At 32.8% G+C, this 18,969-nt stretch carries 21 protein-coding genes; 2 read left to right on the top strand and 19 right to left on the bottom strand.

The window, feature by feature from the left end; all coding sequences use genetic code 11:
* Positions 1–2 precede the first annotated feature (2 nt).
* The 7 genes from tsaB to ACE01P_RS14825 form a co-directional block, all read right to left on the bottom strand.
* On the bottom strand, positions 3–674 hold the full coding sequence (gene tsaB / locus ACE01P_RS14855) for a tRNA (adenosine(37)-N6)-threonylcarbamoyltransferase complex dimerization subunit type 1 TsaB (RefSeq protein WP_379699176.1): 672 nt from the start codon (positions 672–674) through the stop codon (positions 3–5).
* Between the two features lie 32 nt (positions 675–706).
* A complete protein-coding gene (locus tag ACE01P_RS14850) occupies positions 707–1,999 on the bottom strand; it encodes an efflux RND transporter periplasmic adaptor subunit (protein ID WP_379699174.1) in 1,293 nt (430 codons plus the stop codon).
* A 6-nt stretch (positions 2,000–2,005) separates the two neighbouring features.
* Positions 2,006–3,388 carry a TolC family protein gene (locus tag ACE01P_RS14845; protein ID WP_379699172.1) on the bottom strand — a complete coding sequence of 461 codons (1,383 nt, stop codon included), beginning with the start codon at positions 3,386–3,388 and terminating at the stop codon, positions 2,006–2,008.
* Positions 3,389–3,473: 85 nt separating this feature from the next.
* Positions 3,474–4,589 carry an efflux RND transporter periplasmic adaptor subunit gene (locus ACE01P_RS14840; RefSeq protein WP_379699170.1) on the bottom strand — a complete coding sequence of 372 codons (1,116 nt, stop codon included), beginning with the start codon at positions 4,587–4,589 and terminating at the stop codon, positions 3,474–3,476.
* 38 nt (positions 4,590–4,627) lie between these two features.
* Positions 4,628–5,893, bottom strand: coding sequence for an ABC transporter permease (locus ACE01P_RS14835; RefSeq protein ID WP_379699168.1), 1,266 nt, complete (start codon positions 5,891–5,893; stop codon positions 4,628–4,630).
* 2 nt (positions 5,894–5,895) lie between these two features.
* On the bottom strand, positions 5,896–7,140 hold the full coding sequence (locus ACE01P_RS14830) for an ABC transporter permease (RefSeq protein WP_379699166.1): 1,245 nt from the start codon (positions 7,138–7,140) through the stop codon (positions 5,896–5,898).
* Positions 7,133–7,834 (bottom strand): ABC transporter ATP-binding protein, encoded by a 702-nt coding sequence (locus tag ACE01P_RS14825; protein ID WP_379699164.1) that lies wholly within the window; start codon positions 7,832–7,834, stop codon positions 7,133–7,135. The genes ACE01P_RS14830 and ACE01P_RS14825 overlap by 8 nt, the downstream gene beginning before the upstream one ends.
* Positions 7,835–8,013: 179 nt before the next feature.
* On the opposite strand from ACE01P_RS14825, the gene ACE01P_RS14820 reads away from it, so the two are divergent.
* Positions 8,014–9,420, top strand: coding sequence for a DUF4403 family protein (locus ACE01P_RS14820; RefSeq protein WP_379699162.1), 1,407 nt, complete (start codon positions 8,014–8,016; stop codon positions 9,418–9,420).
* Between the two features lie 98 nt (positions 9,421–9,518).
* Here ACE01P_RS14820 and ACE01P_RS14815 read toward each other — a convergent pair whose 3' ends face one another.
* Both ACE01P_RS14815 and ACE01P_RS14810 read right to left on the bottom strand, forming a co-directional pair.
* The gene (locus ACE01P_RS14815) at positions 9,519–10,037 is read right to left on the bottom strand and encodes a hypothetical protein (protein WP_379699160.1); all 519 of its coding nucleotides are present in this window, start codon (positions 10,035–10,037) and stop codon (positions 9,519–9,521) included.
* The gene (locus ACE01P_RS14810; RefSeq protein WP_379699159.1) at positions 10,021–10,407 is read right to left on the bottom strand and encodes a hypothetical protein; all 387 of its coding nucleotides are present in this window, start codon (positions 10,405–10,407) and stop codon (positions 10,021–10,023) included. Before ACE01P_RS14810 ends, ACE01P_RS14815 begins: the two co-directional genes overlap by 17 nt.
* Here ACE01P_RS14810 and ACE01P_RS14805 point away from each other — a divergent pair.
* Complete coding sequence (locus ACE01P_RS14805) at positions 10,397–10,741, top strand: tetratricopeptide repeat protein (RefSeq protein ID WP_379699157.1); 345 nt, start codon at positions 10,397–10,399, stop codon at positions 10,739–10,741. The two genes, ACE01P_RS14810 and ACE01P_RS14805, sit on opposite strands and share 11 nt — an antisense overlap.
* Position 10,742: 1 nt before the next feature.
* Here the strand turns inward: ACE01P_RS14805 and ACE01P_RS14800 are convergent, their stop codons facing one another.
* The 10 genes from ACE01P_RS14800 to deoC form a co-directional block, all read right to left on the bottom strand.
* Entirely contained in the window at positions 10,743–11,003 is a 261-nt protein-coding gene (locus tag ACE01P_RS14800; protein ID WP_379699155.1) for a hypothetical protein, read from the bottom strand.
* Positions 10,993–11,535 carry a DUF420 domain-containing protein gene (locus ACE01P_RS14795; protein ID WP_379699153.1) on the bottom strand — a complete coding sequence of 181 codons (543 nt, stop codon included), beginning with the start codon at positions 11,533–11,535 and terminating at the stop codon, positions 10,993–10,995. Before ACE01P_RS14795 ends, ACE01P_RS14800 begins: the two co-directional genes overlap by 11 nt.
* A gap of 2 nt (positions 11,536–11,537) precedes the next feature.
* Positions 11,538–12,224 (bottom strand): SCO family protein, encoded by a 687-nt coding sequence (locus ACE01P_RS14790; protein WP_379699151.1) that lies wholly within the window; start codon positions 12,222–12,224, stop codon positions 11,538–11,540.
* Between the two features lie 12 nt (positions 12,225–12,236).
* Positions 12,237–12,878 carry a hypothetical protein gene (locus ACE01P_RS14785; RefSeq protein WP_379699149.1) on the bottom strand — a complete coding sequence of 214 codons (642 nt, stop codon included), beginning with the start codon at positions 12,876–12,878 and terminating at the stop codon, positions 12,237–12,239.
* Between the two features lie 78 nt (positions 12,879–12,956).
* Positions 12,957–13,307, bottom strand: coding sequence for a cytochrome C oxidase subunit IV family protein (locus tag ACE01P_RS14780; protein ID WP_201998583.1), 351 nt, complete (start codon positions 13,305–13,307; stop codon positions 12,957–12,959).
* A gap of 19 nt (positions 13,308–13,326) precedes the next feature.
* The gene (locus ACE01P_RS14775; protein ID WP_379699146.1) at positions 13,327–14,310 is read right to left on the bottom strand and encodes a cytochrome c oxidase subunit 3; all 984 of its coding nucleotides are present in this window, start codon (positions 14,308–14,310) and stop codon (positions 13,327–13,329) included.
* Between the two features lie 42 nt (positions 14,311–14,352).
* Positions 14,353–14,940, bottom strand: coding sequence for a heme-copper oxidase subunit III (locus tag ACE01P_RS14770; protein WP_379699144.1), 588 nt, complete (start codon positions 14,938–14,940; stop codon positions 14,353–14,355).
* A 2-nt stretch (positions 14,941–14,942) separates the two neighbouring features.
* Positions 14,943–15,845: a heme o synthase gene (cyoE, locus tag ACE01P_RS14765; protein ID WP_379699142.1), complete on the bottom strand. Its 903-nt coding sequence runs from the start codon at positions 15,843–15,845 to the stop codon at positions 14,943–14,945.
* Positions 15,846–16,002: 157 nt separating this feature from the next.
* The gene (locus ACE01P_RS14760) at positions 16,003–18,126 is read right to left on the bottom strand and encodes an energy transducer TonB (protein WP_379699140.1); all 2,124 of its coding nucleotides are present in this window, start codon (positions 18,124–18,126) and stop codon (positions 16,003–16,005) included.
* Between the two features lie 19 nt (positions 18,127–18,145).
* Complete coding sequence (deoC, locus tag ACE01P_RS14755) at positions 18,146–18,889, bottom strand: deoxyribose-phosphate aldolase (RefSeq protein ID WP_379699138.1); 744 nt, start codon at positions 18,887–18,889, stop codon at positions 18,146–18,148.
* Between the last annotated feature and the right edge of the window lie 80 nt (positions 18,890–18,969).

The following is an 18,969-nucleotide window of genomic DNA, read 5'->3' as shown; positions in this document are numbered from 1 at the left end:
GATTATTGTTTCTTTGGAGGAGCAATCATAAAATCTTTTAAATAATAAGGTTCAAAATAAGCGACATCTACAATGTCGCTTTTTTGATACTTATCAAAACTGATTTTACTCATTGCTTGCGCTGAAGGATATTTTATATTTTCTAAAAACACGAAATTGTCTTTAGTCAAAACAGGCTTGCATTTATCGGCACAATCGCCAACAAAATAAAGTTTATCTGTATATTCTTGAAATGAATTTTCGTCAATAATTTCAGCTTGAATAGCTCTTTCAACTGTCAAATCTGAATTAAAAATGGCGCTGTAAACTTCCATACGGCGCGCATCTAACATCGGGATAATTTTCCCATCTGTAACTCCAGCTTGAGAAGCTAGAGTTTGCAAAGTGTCTACAGCTATTAGCGGAATATTTAAAGCATAACACAAGCCTTTTGCTGCCGAAACGCCAATTCTCAAACCAGTATACGATCCTGGTCCTTGACTAACCGCAACTGCTTTTAAATCCTGTGCCGTTATTCCCGCCTTTGCTATTACCTCTTCTATAAAAACATGAAGTTTTTCAGCATGCGAATATCCTTCATCTGCCAATTCATTGCAAACAATGGTCTGACCATCTTTTGCAATAGATACAGAACAATTTTTAGTAGCCGTTTCGATATTGAGAATAAAAGACAAAATATTAAATTTTAAATGATTGTGGTATTATATTATTTCTTTGGAGCTTCGGCTTTTTTAAGCTTTACTTTATCTCCAGAGTTAAGTTCTTTAGAAACTGTTGTATAAGGACCTGTAATAACAACGTCGCCAGGTTTTAGACCAGACATTACTTCGATATTAGTATCGTCTTGAATTCCAGTTTTAATGATTCTGATTTTAGCTTTGTCTCCAACTTTAACAAAAACACATTCGAATTTTTTATCGCTTTTTGGAGCTGCTTTTTTATCTTCATTTGGGTCTTCAACCTTAAAATCTTTTACAGCCGTTGTATCTGATTTTACTACAACAGAACTAATTGGCACTGCCAAAACGTTTGTTTTTGTTGTTGTGATAATATCAACTGTAGCCGTCATTCCAGGTCTAAAAGGAGAGTATGTACTTGGTTTTCCTTCTAATAAATCTTGGTATGAATCTTTCAAAATACGAACCTTAACTTTAAAATTCGTTACTTGATCTGAAGTCAATGTTGTGCTTGCAGAATTAGAAATACTAGTTACAACTCCTCTAAATTTCTTTTTTAGATAAGCGTCAACTTCAACATTTGCTTCGTCTCCTATTTTAATTTTTACAATATCATTTTCGTTCACATCAACTTCAACTTCCATATTGTTTAAGTTCGCTACACGCAATAGCTCTGTTCCAGCCATTTGCTGCGTTCCTAAAACTCTTTCTCCCAATTCTACATTCAGTACAGAAATAGTTCCGCCAGCCGGAGAATAAATTGTAGTACGCCCTAAATTGTCTCGAGCTTCTGTAACAGATGCCGAAGCACTTTGAACATTATAATACGCACTTTGTTTTGTCGCTTTTGCAACTTCAAAAGTAGAAATGGCTTTATCCCAATCTGATTTTGAGATTACGCCTTTATCGTACAATATTTTATTTCGTTCGTAATTTGCTTTCGCTTCTTTAAAACTAGCGTCAGATTGAGTAAGACTTGCTTTTGTTCCAGCCAAATTCGCAACAGATCTATCTAATCCTGAGGTATATAAATCGGGATTTATTTTCACTAATAAATCTCCTTTCTTAACCACTTGCCCTTCTTTTACATTTAATGCAATAATCTCGCCCGATACCATCGAAGCAATTTTAATTTCAATTTCTGGTTGAATTTTACCTGTTGCAGAAACGGTTTCTACAATAGTTGAAGCTTTTACTGTTGCAATTTCTACTTCTTTTCCTTCGTCTTTATTTCCTATTAATCCAGCCTTAGAAAGACCAACCAAAGCTACAATAATGACTATTGCACCACCTAATAAGAAATAAACTGTTTTTTTTGACATAGTAAATTATTTTGTAATAATTGGAACAATTGGAATTCCGAAATAAAACTCTAATATTTTAATTTTGAACATGTAATCGTATTTTGTTCTGATAACATCAGACTGCGCATTAGTCAATAATGTTTGAGCTTGCGTGAAATCAAATGAATTCATTAAACCAACATCATATTTTTCTTTTGCATAATTGTAAGCCTGCTGTCTTGCTTCTAAAGTTACAGTAGAAGATTCGTATGTGTTTAAAGCACCTCTTGCATCTGTAAAAGCAGTATAAACGTTACGTTGCAAATCTAAACTTTTTTGCTCTAAATCTATTTTAGATTTTTCTAAACTTACTTTATTTCGTTCTACATTATTTTTAACCGAGAAACCATTAAAGATCGGAACATTCAATTGTAAACCAAAGTTATGCCCTTTATTATCGCTAAACTGTTGGAATATAGGATCTGGTCCTACTGTGTAAGGGTTACCACTTGCATCTAACCTAACCTGATCACTGTAACTTGCTCTTGTATTAAATCCATAAAAACCAGAAAGTGTTGGTTGGTATGCGCCTTTAGCTATAGAAACGTTTTTCTCTGCAATTTCCAGATTTGTTTGCGCTAATTTTAATTCTGTTCTAGTTTCTTTAGCTCTATTATAGATTTCTACTGGAGTCTGAGATAGAATATTGTTTTCATCTTTGACATTCGTATCATCTACAACATCAAAATCTGCAAATTCTTTTAACTGTAAAAGTTGGGCTAAACTTAATTTAGAAATCAACAAATTGTTTTCAGAAACCGCTATATTTTGCTTATCTGTTGCAACAGTTGCTTTTAAATCGAACAAATCACCACGAGGAATAGTTCCTGCGTTTACCATTTCTTCAGAACGAGCAAAACGTTTTTCATCTATTAACAACTGCTCTTTTTTTACCTTTAAATCTTCTTTATTAGATAAAATTTGCAAAAATGCGCTAGCCACGTTCAAAGAAATATCTTCCTGCATTTTTAACAGTTGATATTGAGAAGCAATAATTGTTAGTTTTGCTTTTCTCATCGTATTTTGATTCTGCAGACCTTTGTAGATATCTACTCCTGCATTTAACCCTACAGAAGAATATTGCGTAGTTTGATTACGTAAAATACCTGTTGTAACATCCTGGTTCAAACCAATGTTCCAAGAGTGAGAAGCAGTACCGTTTACAGATGGAAGATAATTTCCTAAAGCTGCTCTTTTATCGATATCAGCATTTTTTACATCTAATTCAGATAATTTTACCGTGATATTATTTTCGAGTGCGTATCTGACACACTCTTCTAAAGTCCATTGTTTAGATTGCGCCTGTCCAGTTAATCCGAAACCGAATAACATTGCAAAAACCAGACTACTATATTTATTTATTTTCATATACTTTTAATGAAAGCGCAGTAAACCGAACTACGCAAATTTAACATTTTTAAAACCAAAAAGATCCTTAAACTCTCAAATTAAATTATTTTTTCTCCCCTTCAGTAATCAAGCCCTGATTCCAGATTTTAATTTTATCTGTATCATTTATACCGCTTTTAACTTGAACGTAGATTCCGTCGCTAACTCCAAGAACCAAATCTCTTCTTTGAAATTTTTGTGGAGCATTTTCAACTTCTACATAAGGCTTTTGTGTTTTTTTGTCAAATTGAACCAAAGATTCTTTTATTGCCAGCACTTTATCGGCTTTTTCCAAAATAATAGAAGCATTGGCACTTAAACCTGCTCTAATAAAAGTATCGTCTCTGTTGATCATTTGTGCTTTTATTTCAAATTGGATTGCACCATTTTCTGTAACACCTTTTGGAGCAATGTAATTTAAAACTGCATCAAATTTTTTATTTTCGATAGCACCAATTGTAATTTCAATGGGCATTTTTTCTTTAATTTTTCCAACCTCAGATTCATCAATTTTTCCAATGAAAATCATTCTTCCAACATCGGCAACGCTGGCAATTGTAGTTCCTTCGTTAAAGTTATTACTTTCGATAACTTGGTTACCTACTTTTACAGGAACGTCTAAAACCATTCCGTTAACTGTAGAACGAATTAAAGTATTAGCATAATTCCCTAAAGATGAAGTTGTTCCTGTTTTAACAATATCCAATCCTTGTTTTGCTGCCATATAAGTTTGTTTAGCCTGATTGTATGCTACTTGAGCTGCATCAAAATCATTTGCAGAAATTACATCTTTCTCAAACAATGTTTTTTGTCTTTTATAGAGCTTTTCCTGATTATCCAAAGCAATTTTAGCTGTCGTAACTTGATTTTGAGAACTGCTTACATTCGAAACATTCGCCACAACTCTAATTTTAGCAATCATATCACCAGCTTTGATTTTTTCTCCAGCTTTGATGTACACTTCTTCAATAATACCTGAAATATTTGGTTTGATTAGAACCTCTTCATCAGGTTGAATATTACCTGTCGCAATAGTATTTTTTACGATAGTTTTCAATTCTGCTTTTTCCGTTTTAAATACAATCGGCGATTCTTGATTTTTAGCATACAAATAGTAAAGCGCGCCAAAAAAAACAATTGCGATAAATATTAAAATGGTAACGGTTACTCCTTTTTTCATTTTGTTTTTGGTTTAATCGATTTATTTTGATTGATAATTTATTCTGTTCTTAATGCATCTACTGGCTTAACGCTAATAGCAATCTGTGCCGGAATAAAACCTGCAAGTAATCCTGAGCCAACTAATATCAATAGTGCCACAAACACTACCCCTAAGTCTACTGTCGGATTTGCAAACATGGTATCACTTCCTGGAGGCATCGAATCTAACGCCATATTTAAAAGCGCTATAATTCCGGTTGCAACTGCAATTCCAAACATCCCTGAAATAATGGTTAAAAATATAGATTCTGATAATATTTGCCCTCTAATTGCTGATGGAGTTGCTCCTAAAGCTCTTCTAATTCCAATTTCTTTTGTACGCTCTTTAACCACAATTAGCATGATATTGGAGATCCCAATTACTCCCGAAATCAATACCAATGTTCCGACAAAATAGGCAATCACTTGCAGAATATTGAACAAACTTTGTACTTTATTATATTGTTCGTAGAGGTCAAAATTTCCAACAGCACGGTCATCTGCAGGATTTACATAATGTAGTGCTTTAATTATTTCTAAGATCTTAGGTTTCAAATCAGTTATAGACGATCCATCTTTTGCTGTAAGCGCCATCCACCCTACTTTATCTCCATAATTAAAAGCCTGTTGAAAAGTCGTAAATGGAATAAAAATATTTTTTTGATCTTGTTCTGCATTTCCACCTTGCTGCTTGGATTTATAAACTCCAACCACCATAAAGTTAATGCCATTAATTTTAATATATGTTCCTATGCATTCTTCTGCTTTTCCATAAAGTTCGTTAATAACACCATTACCAATTACCGCAACTTTTCTTTTTCCTTCAATATCCTGCTGATTTACAAAACGGCCTTTGATAATATCCATTGGCTGTTGTTTAATCAATTCCGGATAATCTCCATAAACTGTAAATGCAGAAGTTTTAGTTCCTCTAACGACATTGTTGGTTCCGTTAAAATCTCCAAGCTGATTTCTAGGAGAAACGTACAACAAATCTGGAAGAGCTTGTTTTAATGCCGCAACGTCACTATTTCTAAAATCATAACGTCTCGTCTTTGGCAAACCTTTATATGCTTTTGAGGTAGTCTGACTCCACATAAACATGGTATTTGTCGCAATTCCGTCAAACCCTTTTTTTACGCCATTTTCTAATCCTTTTCCGGCAGCAAGCAATATTACCAAAATAAATATTCCCCAAAACACACCAAAAGCAGTCAGAACTGTTCTGAAGACATTTGCTGTTAAAGCTTGTAATATTTCGTCCCAATTATCTTTACTAAACATAATTATTCATCTCTAAGTGCTACAATAGGTTTAATTTTGGCTGCTCGGTAAGCTGGAAAAAAACCAGCCATTGCTCCAGCAAAAACGAGTAATATCAAAGTAGTTAGAGCTACACTAAAATCTACTTCAGGATTTCTAAAATACTCGCTTTGAACCATCGGGCCAACAAATTCCAATAATAAAAGACTCGCCAATAAACCGACAAAACCAGCAATTGTGGTAATAAAAATAGACTCATGAAGAATCATTGATATAATCGAAAAAGGCGAAGCTCCTAACGCTTTTCTAATTCCGATTTCTTTTGTTCTTTCTTTTACGATAATAAGCATGATATTACTAACTCCAACTACTCCAGCAATAATTGTACATATACCAACCCACCAGAAAAAGAGTCTGATATATAAATTTAAATCGTAAACCTGTTTAGCATCTTTTACCGAGTTATAAATTCCTACACCACCTTCATCATCAGGGGCCACAACATTTTTACTTTTCAACAAATTTTTTAAATCTTGCGTAAATTTTTCTGACTGAGCCAATGCTTCGTCATAATTATTTGTCTTTTTCAAGGTAAAAAACAAGTTGCTAATTTTATCTCCACCGCCAAATGTTTTCTGAACCGTAGTCAATGGTAAGTAAGCGCGAGTTTCTTCTCTTTCTCCTCCTGGATCTGTAAAAACTCCAACTACCTTAAAATTAATGTTGTTAATCAAGATTTCTTCTCCTATTGCCTCTTTGTCTTTTAGCAAATCGGTTTTTAATTTCATTCCGATAACGGCAACTTTTGCGTTACTTTCAATATCCCTAGCATTTATATAACGGCCTTGAACTATGGTTAAATTTTCAATTCCACCATAATCCGGATTAACACCTCTAAATTGATAACTACCAGATTCTTTGCCATAAGCAAAAGGCTGTCCCCAATAATTATTTGTTGAAGCTCTCAGATCTAATTTATCTTCAAATTTCTGAACTGATTGATTATAATCGCTATTGCGAAATTGAATTTGTCTTCCTGGATTTAACCCTTTGTATTCTTTAGTAGTTGTTCCAGACCAAACCTCAATAATTCCTGCAGCATCACGTTCAAATTGTTTTTCAATTCCATTTTGAAGCCCTTTACCCGCACCAAGCAGAATTACCAAAATAAAAATTCCCGAAGCCACAGAAATTCCAGTTAAGAAAGTTCTTAACCGGTTTTTAGAAATGGCCTCAAATATTTCCTGCCAACGTTCAATATTAAACATAAGACGAAGCTCTAACTTGTTCTACTTTTTTATCATCGATAATTAATCCATCTTTTAGGACTACATTTCTTTTGCACATTGCGGCAATATCAGGTTCGTGTGTAACAATTAAAATTGTTTTTCCCTCGTCATTAATTCCTTGAATAAGCTCCATCACCTCATAAGAAGTTTTGGTATCTAGCGCTCCGGTCGGCTCGTCGGCAAGTAATACTTTCGGATTGGATGCCAAAGCTCTTGCAATAGCAACACGTTGTTTCTGACCTCCAGAAAGTTCATTAGGCAAGTGATGAACGTGAGAACCTAATCCTACTTTTTCCAAATATTTCATCGCAATCTCGTAACGTTCCTTTCTTTTAATCCCTTGATAATACAATGGCATTGCAACATTGTCTAATGCTGTTTTGTAATTTATTAAGTTAAAAGACTGAAAAACAAAACCTAAAAATTTGTTACGATATTTTGAAGCAATTGTTTCGTTTAATTTCTTAATTGGTGTTTTATCTAAAATATAACTTCCAGAATCAGCTTCGTCCAAAATTCCTAAAATATTTAGGAGCGTTGATTTACCCGAACCAGATGACCCCATGATTGCAACCAATTCTCCTTCTTCTATATTAAAATTGATGCCTTTTAATACGTGTAATTGCGAACTTCCCATTTTATAGGATTTGTGTAAATCTTTAATTTCAATCATGGTATTGTTAAATTTTTTAGACAATGATAACATTTTTATTAAGTAATTTATGATAATAAAAAGTTAATAATTTGGTTACCTATTCTCTATTAGACTTCCTTTTTTAGTTATTGTTACACTTTTTTTTATAAAATATGATTGTTTTTATACTTTTACCTTGTCTAAAAATTCATATTAAAATGAAACTTAATTCTATTATTGTAATGTTTTCGGTGCTTGCCGTATTAACAAGCTGTTCTTCAACTCAAAAATTAGAAACTTTAAAACCTGAACCTGATGATGCTAGTCCATTAGTTTATGACAGCAGTCCTTCGTTTATCAATCTTCCGATTACGATAAAACTAAAGGATATTGAAAATCAAACAAATACTCTTCTTAATGGATTAATTTATGAAGACAACAATATCGAAGATGATGATATTGAAATGAAAATCTGGAAGCAAGCTCCAATTAAAATTCAAAATGATCCATCAAATCCTGATAAAAAAATTAGAACGATTTTGCCGCTTAAAGCGAATATCAAATATAGAATTGGAACCAAAAAAATGGGAGTGGAATTCTACGATGTTAGAGAATTTAACTTAAACGGAGTTATAACCTTATCTAGCGAAACAGCTTTAACCAATTGGAAACTTACTACAAAAACTGAATTCAAGTCTCTAAACTGGAATGAAAGTCCAACAATGAGCATATTTGGCAAAAACATGCCGATTACTTATTTAATAAATCCGGCGGTTTCTATTTTTAAAAGCAAAATAGAAAAGGAAATTGACAACGCAATCGAACAATCAATGGATTTTAAGCCTAATGTGCTTCAAGCAGTTGAAAAAATTTCTACTCCTTTTCAAATGAGTGACACATATGAAAGCTGGTTAAGAATTGCGCCAATTGAAATTTATTCTACAAACGCCAAACTTAAAAATGATTCATTCTTACTTGATATGGGAATGAAATGCAACATGGAAACTATCATTGGTAAGCAACCACAATCAAAATACAATGCTAGCAAAATTGCCATAAAACCAGTTGCTAAAATCCCAAATCAGATTGCTGCTAATATTGCTGCTATTTCAAGCTACGTGGATGCATCAAAGATTATGACCCAAAATTTTACAGGTCAGGAATTTGGTTCTGGAAGTAAAAAAGTAACCGTGAAAAATGTTTCAATCTGGCATAAAGACGGAAAAATGGTTATTGCATTAGACGTTTTAGGATCTATAAACGGAACGCTTTATTTAAATGGATTTCCTTCATACAATGCACAAACAAAAGAAATTTATTTCGAAAAACTAGATTACGTCCTAGACACCAAAAGCAGATTAATGAGAACTGCAAACTGGCTAGCGCAAGGATACATTCTAAGAAAAATGGAAGAAAGTTGCCGTTATTCAATTCAGCCAAACTTAGAAGAAGGTAAAAAAAGTATGGCAAGCTATTTAAAGAATTACTCACCAATGCCAGGCGTATTTGTAAACGGAAAAATGGAAGACATTCAGTTTGACAAAATACAGCTAACCAATCAAGCAATTATAGCTTTCATCAAAATAAACGGAACGGTGAATGTTTCGGTGAATGGGTTGAAATAATTAGCATACCAAAACAAATAAGCCTTTAAAATCATAAAGATTTTAGAGGCTTATTTAATTTAAAACAGGGTTCTTTTATCTAACTAATAAAGACAAAATCACCCCCTACTTATTTCCTTTTTTCGTGCAAAAACCCATTTATTTCTCTGTTTTTCAAAGCAATATCGATCTATTTCAGAACTAATCCCATAGATTTTGATTACAACTATGCTTGCATGATCCTTTTGAATCTCCAAATTCAAAAATGAAACAAAAGCAACTTGAGATTCACTAACCTCCCTTTTTACAAGATCTAACCTATAGTTAGACTTAAAATTTGAAAAGTTATTTTCCTCCAATTTAAACGTGATACATTTAAGAGTTTCTCGAGAAAACCTTTCATTAATGCCTACTGAATCAAGAAGTGCAATTTTTAAAGGCTTTAACCCTCCTTCTTTGTTATAGAGACTCATATCATGCCTTTCCAAAGAATCAAGCAAGACATTCATATTCTGCTTAATCAGTGTTTTCCCTTCTGCAATTAAATTGTTTTTGACTGCATCTATTTTTTGCTCTTTCTTACAACTCACTAAGAGTACTAATAATACTAAGACTATTTTATTAAAAATTCCATCCATATTGTTTCCATAAATTTTTTACATTACTACTACCTAATACTTTTCCAAAAACATTATTTTCAAATACTTGTCCAGCTTCATATGTATCGACTTTTTGTGGTAAATTATTCACCCCTCTTGCATAGTGAATCAATTTATGCACGATTATCATAGCTATAAAAAAACCAGTGTCATTTACAGTCAAATCACTACCGGACACTTTATATCCTCCTGTCTCCAAAGAGTCAACCAAATCTTTTCTGACAAAAAAAACACTAGGAGTTACCCATCTCTCGTACAAACCCCAATTAGAAATATCAGCAGCTCTCATTCTAAATTTTAAACTTTCTTCCCACAATAAAAACTCTACTTGCTCCTTATTGTATCCCATTAAAAGCATAAAATTTTTTAACTATTTAGTAAATGGTTTTAAACAATCTGGAAAACCTATTTTAGGAAAAAACTTAGCTCATTTTTTTGAGAGAATGGATAAATACAATGAGGCTGAAAAAATTTTCACTTACAATAAGAATGTGGAACCATTTAGATTTGATGCTAGAATAGATTTGCTTAATTTATACCTAAAAACAAATCAGAAAGAAAAAGCAAGAAAAACAGCCAAAGAAATAATTGATTTACCTATAAAAATTCCTTCAAAAGAAATTGATCTTTTTAAAGAAAAGGCAAAAAAATACTTAGAAAATGAACAAAAAAAAGCAATGTAAATTACACTGCTTTTTTCTTTTTAGAATACATTCGATAAATCAAATATCCGATTATTAATACGAGTAAATACGGAATTACCATTAAGTAAACAATTCCGTCATTTACAGCTTCAGCTTTTTTTGTATTAGAATCCCCTCCCAAAGCCGCACGACACATGGCGCATTGTGCATTGGCAGAAATCCCAATTAAAAAAATACAAATTCCAAGAATAAAACTTTGAAATTTGGAATTTGACTTTTGTATTTTATTTTTAGTGTACATAATATGGTGAAATCATTAAGTAAACCACTACTCCTGTTACTGCAACATACAGCCAAAGAGGAAAAGTAATTTTAGCTATTTTTCTATGCCTGTCAAAACGTTTCGCTAGCGCTCTCACATACGTGATCAAAACAAGAGGAATAATAGCAATTGATAGTAAAATGTGTGTTACAAGAATAAAGAAATAGATGTAACGCATTGCTCCTTCTCCACCAAATTTTGTAGAATCTGAAGTCATGTGATACGCAACATACATAACCAAAAAAGCAACCGATAAAGCAATGGCAAAAGTCATTAATCGTTCATGTAGTTTCTGCTTTCCGTTTTTTATAGCTATCACAGCCCAAACTAAAACAACAGCTGTTATTCCGTTTGTAGTCGCATAAATTGGAGGCAAAAACGACAATGGCTCAACATTAAAACCAAAATCTTTAAGTTTAACTCCAAATAAAATTGCTACCACAACTGGAATCACAATTGAAACCGCAATAATGAATTTATTATATTTTTTCTCTAAAGTATTATCTTCCATTTTTATTCTGCTAATAAAATTTTAATGTCTTCTTGAATATCTCTTACTCCTTTTTTATCTAAACCATCGTAATAGATATTCGGATTTCCAAACTCGTCTTTTCTGCAACGAATATTCCCATCCTTATCAATCAAAGCAAACAAACCAGAGTGTTCAAATCCGCCGCTTACTTTGTCATTTTCTCCTGCATAAAGATTAAAACCTTTATTTGACAAATCCATAATTACGTTTTTATCTCCAGTCAAGAAATTCCAATTAGAAGATTTTACTCCAAGTAATTTTGCATGATCTTTCAAAACCTGCGGTGTATCATGTTTTGGATCGATTGTAATAGAAACAATTCCAAAATTAGGGTTTCCGAAAAAAGTCTTTTCAATTTCCAGCATACTCATATTCATCTTTGGGCAGATCGATGGACATGTTGTAAAAAAGAATTCCAGAACATACACTTTCCCTTTATACGTTTCATTAGAAACTTTGACATTGTCTTGATTTGTTAATTCAAATTTTGGAGCTGGACCAATTGTCAAAAGTTTAGTATCTTTTGAAGTTTTTGCTCCAACGTTGTCCAAACGATTTCCTTTTACAACGTCACCGTTTTTTACTCGATCAACAATTTTAGGAATGGCATAAATCCCAAAAATCAGAATGATAAAAGAGATTCCAATATATGATTTGTTTTTAAACATTATAAATGGTTTTTAAAGTTGCTTTGTAGCGTTATGATTTTTCTTTAAAGCTGCACGGTATTCGTATAAAATAATTTTGAAGTCATCTAGCATTTCATTACTCAACTCAGACGGATGAAAAGTATCATAACCTTCTTTATACTCTTTCTGGTCTTTTCTTCCTCTTAAATTACGCTCTTTATCTACGATGTAAACATTAGAAGTCCCAAGATTCTCATTTAGTTTTTCTTTTAAATGTAATCCATCATAGAATTTCTGAATGTCTTCTTTCGAAGCAAATACAAAATTCCAGTTTTTGACATCTGTAAAAGGAGATAATGCATCAACTATTTTCTGAGCTTCTTTCTCTGTTCCGATTGGACAAAGAACTACAAATTGAAGATCCTCAAAACCATTATAGCGTTTGTAGATCTTTTCATTTAAATTAAAATAATTACCTCTGTTTTCAAGAATGTTTGTACCAGAAAAACCTAATACAGTAATCTTTTTATCAAGGGAGATTTTTTTTCCGTTTAATGAATTCCAATTTCCAAAATCGGCGACTTTTGGTGTTATTACAGGAAGAGTTGTAAAACTATTTACACCAGAAGCAAAAAATAAATAAGCAACAATTGGCAAAACAAAAAGTACAAAGAGAACTATATTTTTTTTCATTGTATTAACGGAAATTATTGAGGTACAAAAATAAAAAAAGCTCCGTAAATCGGAGCTTCTTTTCGAATTAATATCATGTTAAAAATTCCATTTAATAGTAGAATCTTTAAAAACCCCATAAATATAATGTCCTTCTGTCAACAGAATAAACAATAAATATAAAACTAGGAAGATAACAGGAGAAACTACAGACCATCTAAGGCTGCTTTTTTCACCTTCCATGTGCATAAATGCCCATACAATATAATATGCTTTAAAAACTGTAAGGATATAGAAAATCCAGTTTAACAGATTCAAACCAACAAAATGAGTAAATTCTAATGATGCAGGTTTGTAGATACCTAAAATAACTTCAACTGTAGTTACTACTGAAAGTAATCCGAAAACAAACCAGATTCTTTTTGTATTTGATACGTGCTCGTGTGACATAATAATTAAATTCTAAAAATTAAACTAGGTAGAAAACTGTAAATACAAATACCCAAACTAAATCTACGAAGTGCCAGTATAATCCAACTTTTTCTACCATTTCATAGCTTCTTCTCTTCTCGTAAGTACCTAATAATACATTAAAGAAAATAATGATATTGATAATAACTCCAGAGAATACGTGGAATCCGTGGAAACCTGTAATAAAGAAGAAGAAATCAGCAAATAATTTATTACCGTACTCGTTTCTAATCAAGTTAGCTCCTTCAACTACATATTTAGCAGTAGCTAAATGTTTTTCAGATTCTTCTCTTGATAAAACTGTTTTTTTCTTTTTATCTGTAAGTTTTTCTGTTCTGATTAAAATTTCAGGGTGAGCTTTAAAACCAGCCTGAACTTCAGCAACTGTATAAGTTGGAAGAGATTCTGCATCTTCCATAAACCAAGTTGAGTGGCTTCTTGTTAAAGCTTCTCTTTGTTCTGGCAATTTAACAGCAAAGTCAGCTAAAGCTACTCTTTTACCATCTTTGTCCACAAACTGAAGTAAGCTACCTCCAACAGTTTCAACTGCTCCATATTCACCTTTAATGAAGTTTTTCCATTCCCAAGCTTGAGAACCAACGAAAATTAAACCTCCAATAATAGTTAAGAACATGTAGATTGCAACTTTTGTCTTTTTCAATTGGTGTCCTGCATCAACAGCTAATACCATTGTTACAGATGAAAAGATCAAAATAAAAGTCATTAATGCTACATAATACATTGGAGCCGCAACACCATGCATAAATGGGAAGTGAGTGAACACTTCATCAGCCAAAGGCCAAGTTTCAATAAATTTGAATCTAGAAAAACCATAAGCTCCTAGAAATCCAGAGAATGTTAAGGCATCTGATACGATAAAAAACCACATCATCATTTTACCATAACTTGCTCCTAAAGGCTCATTGTGACCGCCTCCCCAAGTTTTTTCGTCGTTGTTTGCAGTAGTAACTGTCGCTCCCATAAAAGATATTCGTTAAAAAGTTCCCAAATTTACGTTTTTTTCTTATTTAAAGAAATATAAAAATAAAAATAAATATACCCATAATAAATCCAAAAAGTGCCAATACATCGCACCTAGTTCTATACCAAGAGTTTGAGTCGAATTGTATTTTTGTTTAAAATGATTATAAATTATAATTAAAAGTGAAATTAATCCGCCAGCTAAGTGTAACAAGTGTGTAACCGTCACAACATAAAGGAAAGTTGTAGTAATTGAACTACCTTCTCCTGTAAAATAATACCCCTGCGCAACGATTTGTCCAAATCCTTGAAATTGAAGTATTATAAATAAAATCCCTAAAGCCAATGTTCCAAGAAGCAAACTCGTAACTGCGCTTCTATTGTCTTTTTGAATTGCCTTTTTTGCCAGATGAAAAGTAACGCTGCAAGCAATAATTACCGCTGTACTCCAGTAAAACGCAGAAGGAAGCTCAAAGTTCTTCAACCAGTCTGCTCTTGACTTACTTACTACAAACGCACTTGTTAACCCAGCGAACATCATGGTCATACTAACCATCGCGAAAAGCAGAATCAGTTTTGCTGATTTTGATTTTCTTACTTGTTCTTCATTTGTTTTCAATGTCATTTCCATAACTATCTTAAAAATTTATCTACTATAAATACAATTTGTAAAAGCGAAATATAAGAAACACTTACCAGCATTAATGTTCTCGCTGCCTTTGCGGTTCTTAACTTATACAAACGAACTGCATAAAAAAGCATCCAAATCCCTAATAGAAACACCAAAACTGCTGCAATTGGAGAAATAAATAATTGCCCTGTAAAACCTAATACAGGTAATAACGATGCTATTATAAGCCAAATTGTGTACAATATGATCTGTAATGCAGTTCCTTTATCTTTTTTGCCTGTAGGAAGCATAAAGATTCCCGCTTTCTCATAGTCTTCATACAAAAACCATCCGATAGACCAAAAATGTGGAAACTGCCAAAAAAATTGAATTAAAAATAAAGTCCCTGCTTCAATTCCAAATTCGCCAGTAGCTGCTACCCAGCCCAGCATAAACGGAATCGCACCAGGAAAAGCTCCAACAAAAACAGATAGCGAAGTAACGGTTTTCAGTGGTGTATAAACACTTGTATATAAAAATATAGAAATTGCAGCAAACATTGCTGACTTAGCGTTTATAGTATAAAGAAGTGCAATACCAACAATAGTAAGTAAACTTGCTACAAATAATGCCACTCTAGGAGACATACGCCCCGAAGGAACCGGGCGATTTTTGGTACGATCCATTAAAGAATCAATATCTTTTTCGATTACTTGATTAAAAGCATTCGAAGCTCCCACCATACAGTAACCTCCAACTGCTAAAACAGCCAAAACACTCCATTTAAAAGGATGCTCAGAGTCTACTCCTAATAAATATCCCGCAATAGAAGAAAACAAAACACTAATAGCTAATCCAGCTTTAGTAATCTCTTTAAAATCTAGAAATATTGATTTGAGTGATAATGTATTTTTTGCAGCGTTCAATACCGTTGTATTTTGTGTATTTTTTTTGAGTGGTGCAAATGTACAAATTAGATTGTAGAATTTAAACCTATAATTTTAGATTTTTTTCAATAAAACCTATACAAATTAAGATCTCAGCATTCTTTAACACTATTATTTCGAAAAATCTTATTAAAAACTAGTAATCAAAATACATATTAAAAATATCTGAACGTAATCCGATACTAAACCAAGTGGTGCTTTGCTTAAAAGTAGCCGCCGTTTCTTGTGTTGGGTCAAAATTTCTATAGATCAAACTTCCAAATAACTTCAAGTTTGTCATCGGGTTAATCAAATATCCTCCTTGCACATCAGCAATAAAAACATTGGTTTTGTTTCCTTGTCCGATTTTCACACCTGTATCATACGGGCGTTTTACATCATAACTTTTATAAATATTTCCTCCGTAGTTATAAGAATCAGTTGCTGTATCAAAATCCAAACCTCTTTTTCCAACAGTCAGTTTTGCATCAGCAAGCCAACGCCCTTTATGATATCTTGCAATTGCTAGAATTTCGTTGAAGTTCCCTCCCCATTGGTGCCCTACACTCTGATTGTTGTGTCCGTAATTTGTAATAACCGCACTATGTGAGTATACGTAAGGACGCACGCTGTTCAATTCAACCTGTAACAAAAGATCTTTCACATTAAACGCATTGAAGTATTTTGCTCCTAACTGAAATCCGAATTTGTTTTTCCAGCTTTGATTTCCAGCTCCAACATCAGAAACAGAAAACTCATCGATCAAGAATTGTGAATAAAGATTGAAGCTATTACTCCATTTGTATTTCCCTGTTATCCCTAAAAGTGCATTACCGCTTCTAGAAGAAGAACTAAACTCTACCGCTCTGTAAAAAATAATTGGATTAACAAAATTTACGTCAAAGCCTCTATTGTTCGTGTCTGTCCAAACTACAGATTCGAAAAAACCTAAGTTTAATCTATTTGAAACGTTCCAGCTCAAATAGTGGTTAGCCATAAATTTTGTTGCATATGTTCTCTCTGCAGTCACTTCTGGACGAACATCTTTCATCCACATATAAGTGTTGGTGTACTTAATTTTCCAAAATTTGGTATTAATTTTAAAGTATGGGTACGGACTTGCTCCATCACTTTCTAATAATGAGCGATAACCATCACCTATAAAATTTCTCCCGTAACCTAATTGAAAATCAAAGATTTTACCTGGCGCAAAAGTAATATTTGCTTCCGCTAAAGGAAAATCATAAGCATCTGTTTTGAAATTTTTAGCGATTCCAATTCCCGGAATTATTGCTGGATTTCCTCCAGATGGCTTAAGTGATTCTGCATAATCATTATAATATCCTGCAAATCTTCCTTGACTTTCAAAAAATGTAGTCGTAAAGTTGATTTGTTTTCCTAAACCTCCCCTAAAGTTTAACGCTCTAGTATTCACGTAAGTGTAAGAAGCATCAAGATCTGAAGCTTTTCCTAATTGCAAATCTACAATCGGGTTTAAGGCAAACCAATAATCTTCTCCCTGAATCTGCACTAGATTTTCATTCCACCATTTTCTTCCCAACCAAGTTGAAGTTTTCTTTTGCAACGACTCATTTACAGCTTTCAAATTATAATATTTTGAAACCTCAGCATAAGTATAAGGCTTAGATGCCGTATGATTATTACTCCCTACTTGATTCATTTCTGCATCAAATTGCGAATAATAACTATGAGAAAATGGAATATTTAAATGACTATCAAATTCTGGATTATTGTATTTTTTATACACAATACTATCCAGTTCTGTCATTGGCTTTTCTATCGGTTTTAAAATTTCTGCTGCTGCCAAAGCTTCTGCCTCAAGTTGTGCTGCGCTTTTTAGTGGAATAGCAATAGAAATAGTATATTTTGAATAAGTTGGTTTTCCGTTATAAGTTGAAGGTTTTATTTTTGGAAATGTGCCAAAAACTCTTTTTGCCTCTTCAGACAATTCTTCGGTTTCAGCAGAAACATAAATCACTTTAAATTCTCCCTCAGCATTTACTTCAAAAAGTACTTTTACTGCCCCTTTATAATTGCTTTCTTTTAATCTTTGCGGAACTTGAAAATTGTTGAACACAAAATCCTGAACTTCTTTGTAAAAACAATTCTCTAATTTTTTGGCTTCTAAATTTTCGCAGCTAGGAAAAACTGGAAACATTTCTGATGTAAAACCAGGCTGAACCGAAGAATTACCATTTTGCTGAGCAGAAACAATAAAGAATGAAGAAATTAAAACAAGGGACAAAAAAAACTTATTCACTTAAAATTGGGGTATTTATTTAATATTGATTTGGGGAAATTTCTCCGTTTGCAATTGCTTTTGCGGCCGAAGTACCGATGCGCTTTACTCCTAAACGAATCATTTCTGCAGCTTCTTCAAATGAACGGACTCCGCCAGCAGCTTTTACTGAAAGTGGCGAAGCATTTTCGAGCATTATAATTATTGTTGGAACAGTTGCTCCATTTGGTTGATTATTGTCTGTTTTATAAAAACCCGTAGATGATTTTACAAAAACAGAATCAAAATCTTCTTCTTTAAAATTAGAAACTACAACATGTTTGATCAAAGCAGACAACTGAATGATTTCTTTATCTGTTAAAGCCGCAACTTCAATAATCCATTTTACTGTTTTATCATTTGCTAATCCTATCTGTGTTCCGATTAAGATTTCCTTTTTCACTAAATCAAGATCTCCATTCTGGAATGCTTCATAGTTGCAAACAAAATCTAAGTCATCGGCTCCGTTTGCAATAGCTTCGTTTGCTTCTTTAATTTTGGTTTCCAAACTTGACTTTCCTTCCGGGAAATCAATTACGGTTCCAACCAATAAAACAGAATTGGCTTCTACAATCATTTTCTTCGCTAAAGAAACATATTCTGGACGAATCATGATCAATTTAAAACCTTCTTGAATAGCTTCTTCAATTGCATTTTTGACCACAACAGTATTTTCTGCTTCCGAAAGACCAGCTTGGGATGCAGTTTTTAAATACGTAGAGTCTAAATATTGCTTTACATTCATTTTGTTTGAAGTTGCAGAAAACCAGCACAAAAGTACATTTTATATTGATAAAACATAGCTTTTTAAACGCTTGATTTTCT

The sequence above is a fragment of the Flavobacterium sp. HJSW_4 genome (genome assembly GCF_042436695.1).
Taxonomy (GTDB): Bacteria; Bacteroidota; Bacteroidia; order Flavobacteriales; family Flavobacteriaceae; genus Flavobacterium.
The sequence above is the reverse complement of the archived record's forward strand: the minus strand, read 5'-3'. Positions and strand labels throughout refer to the sequence as shown.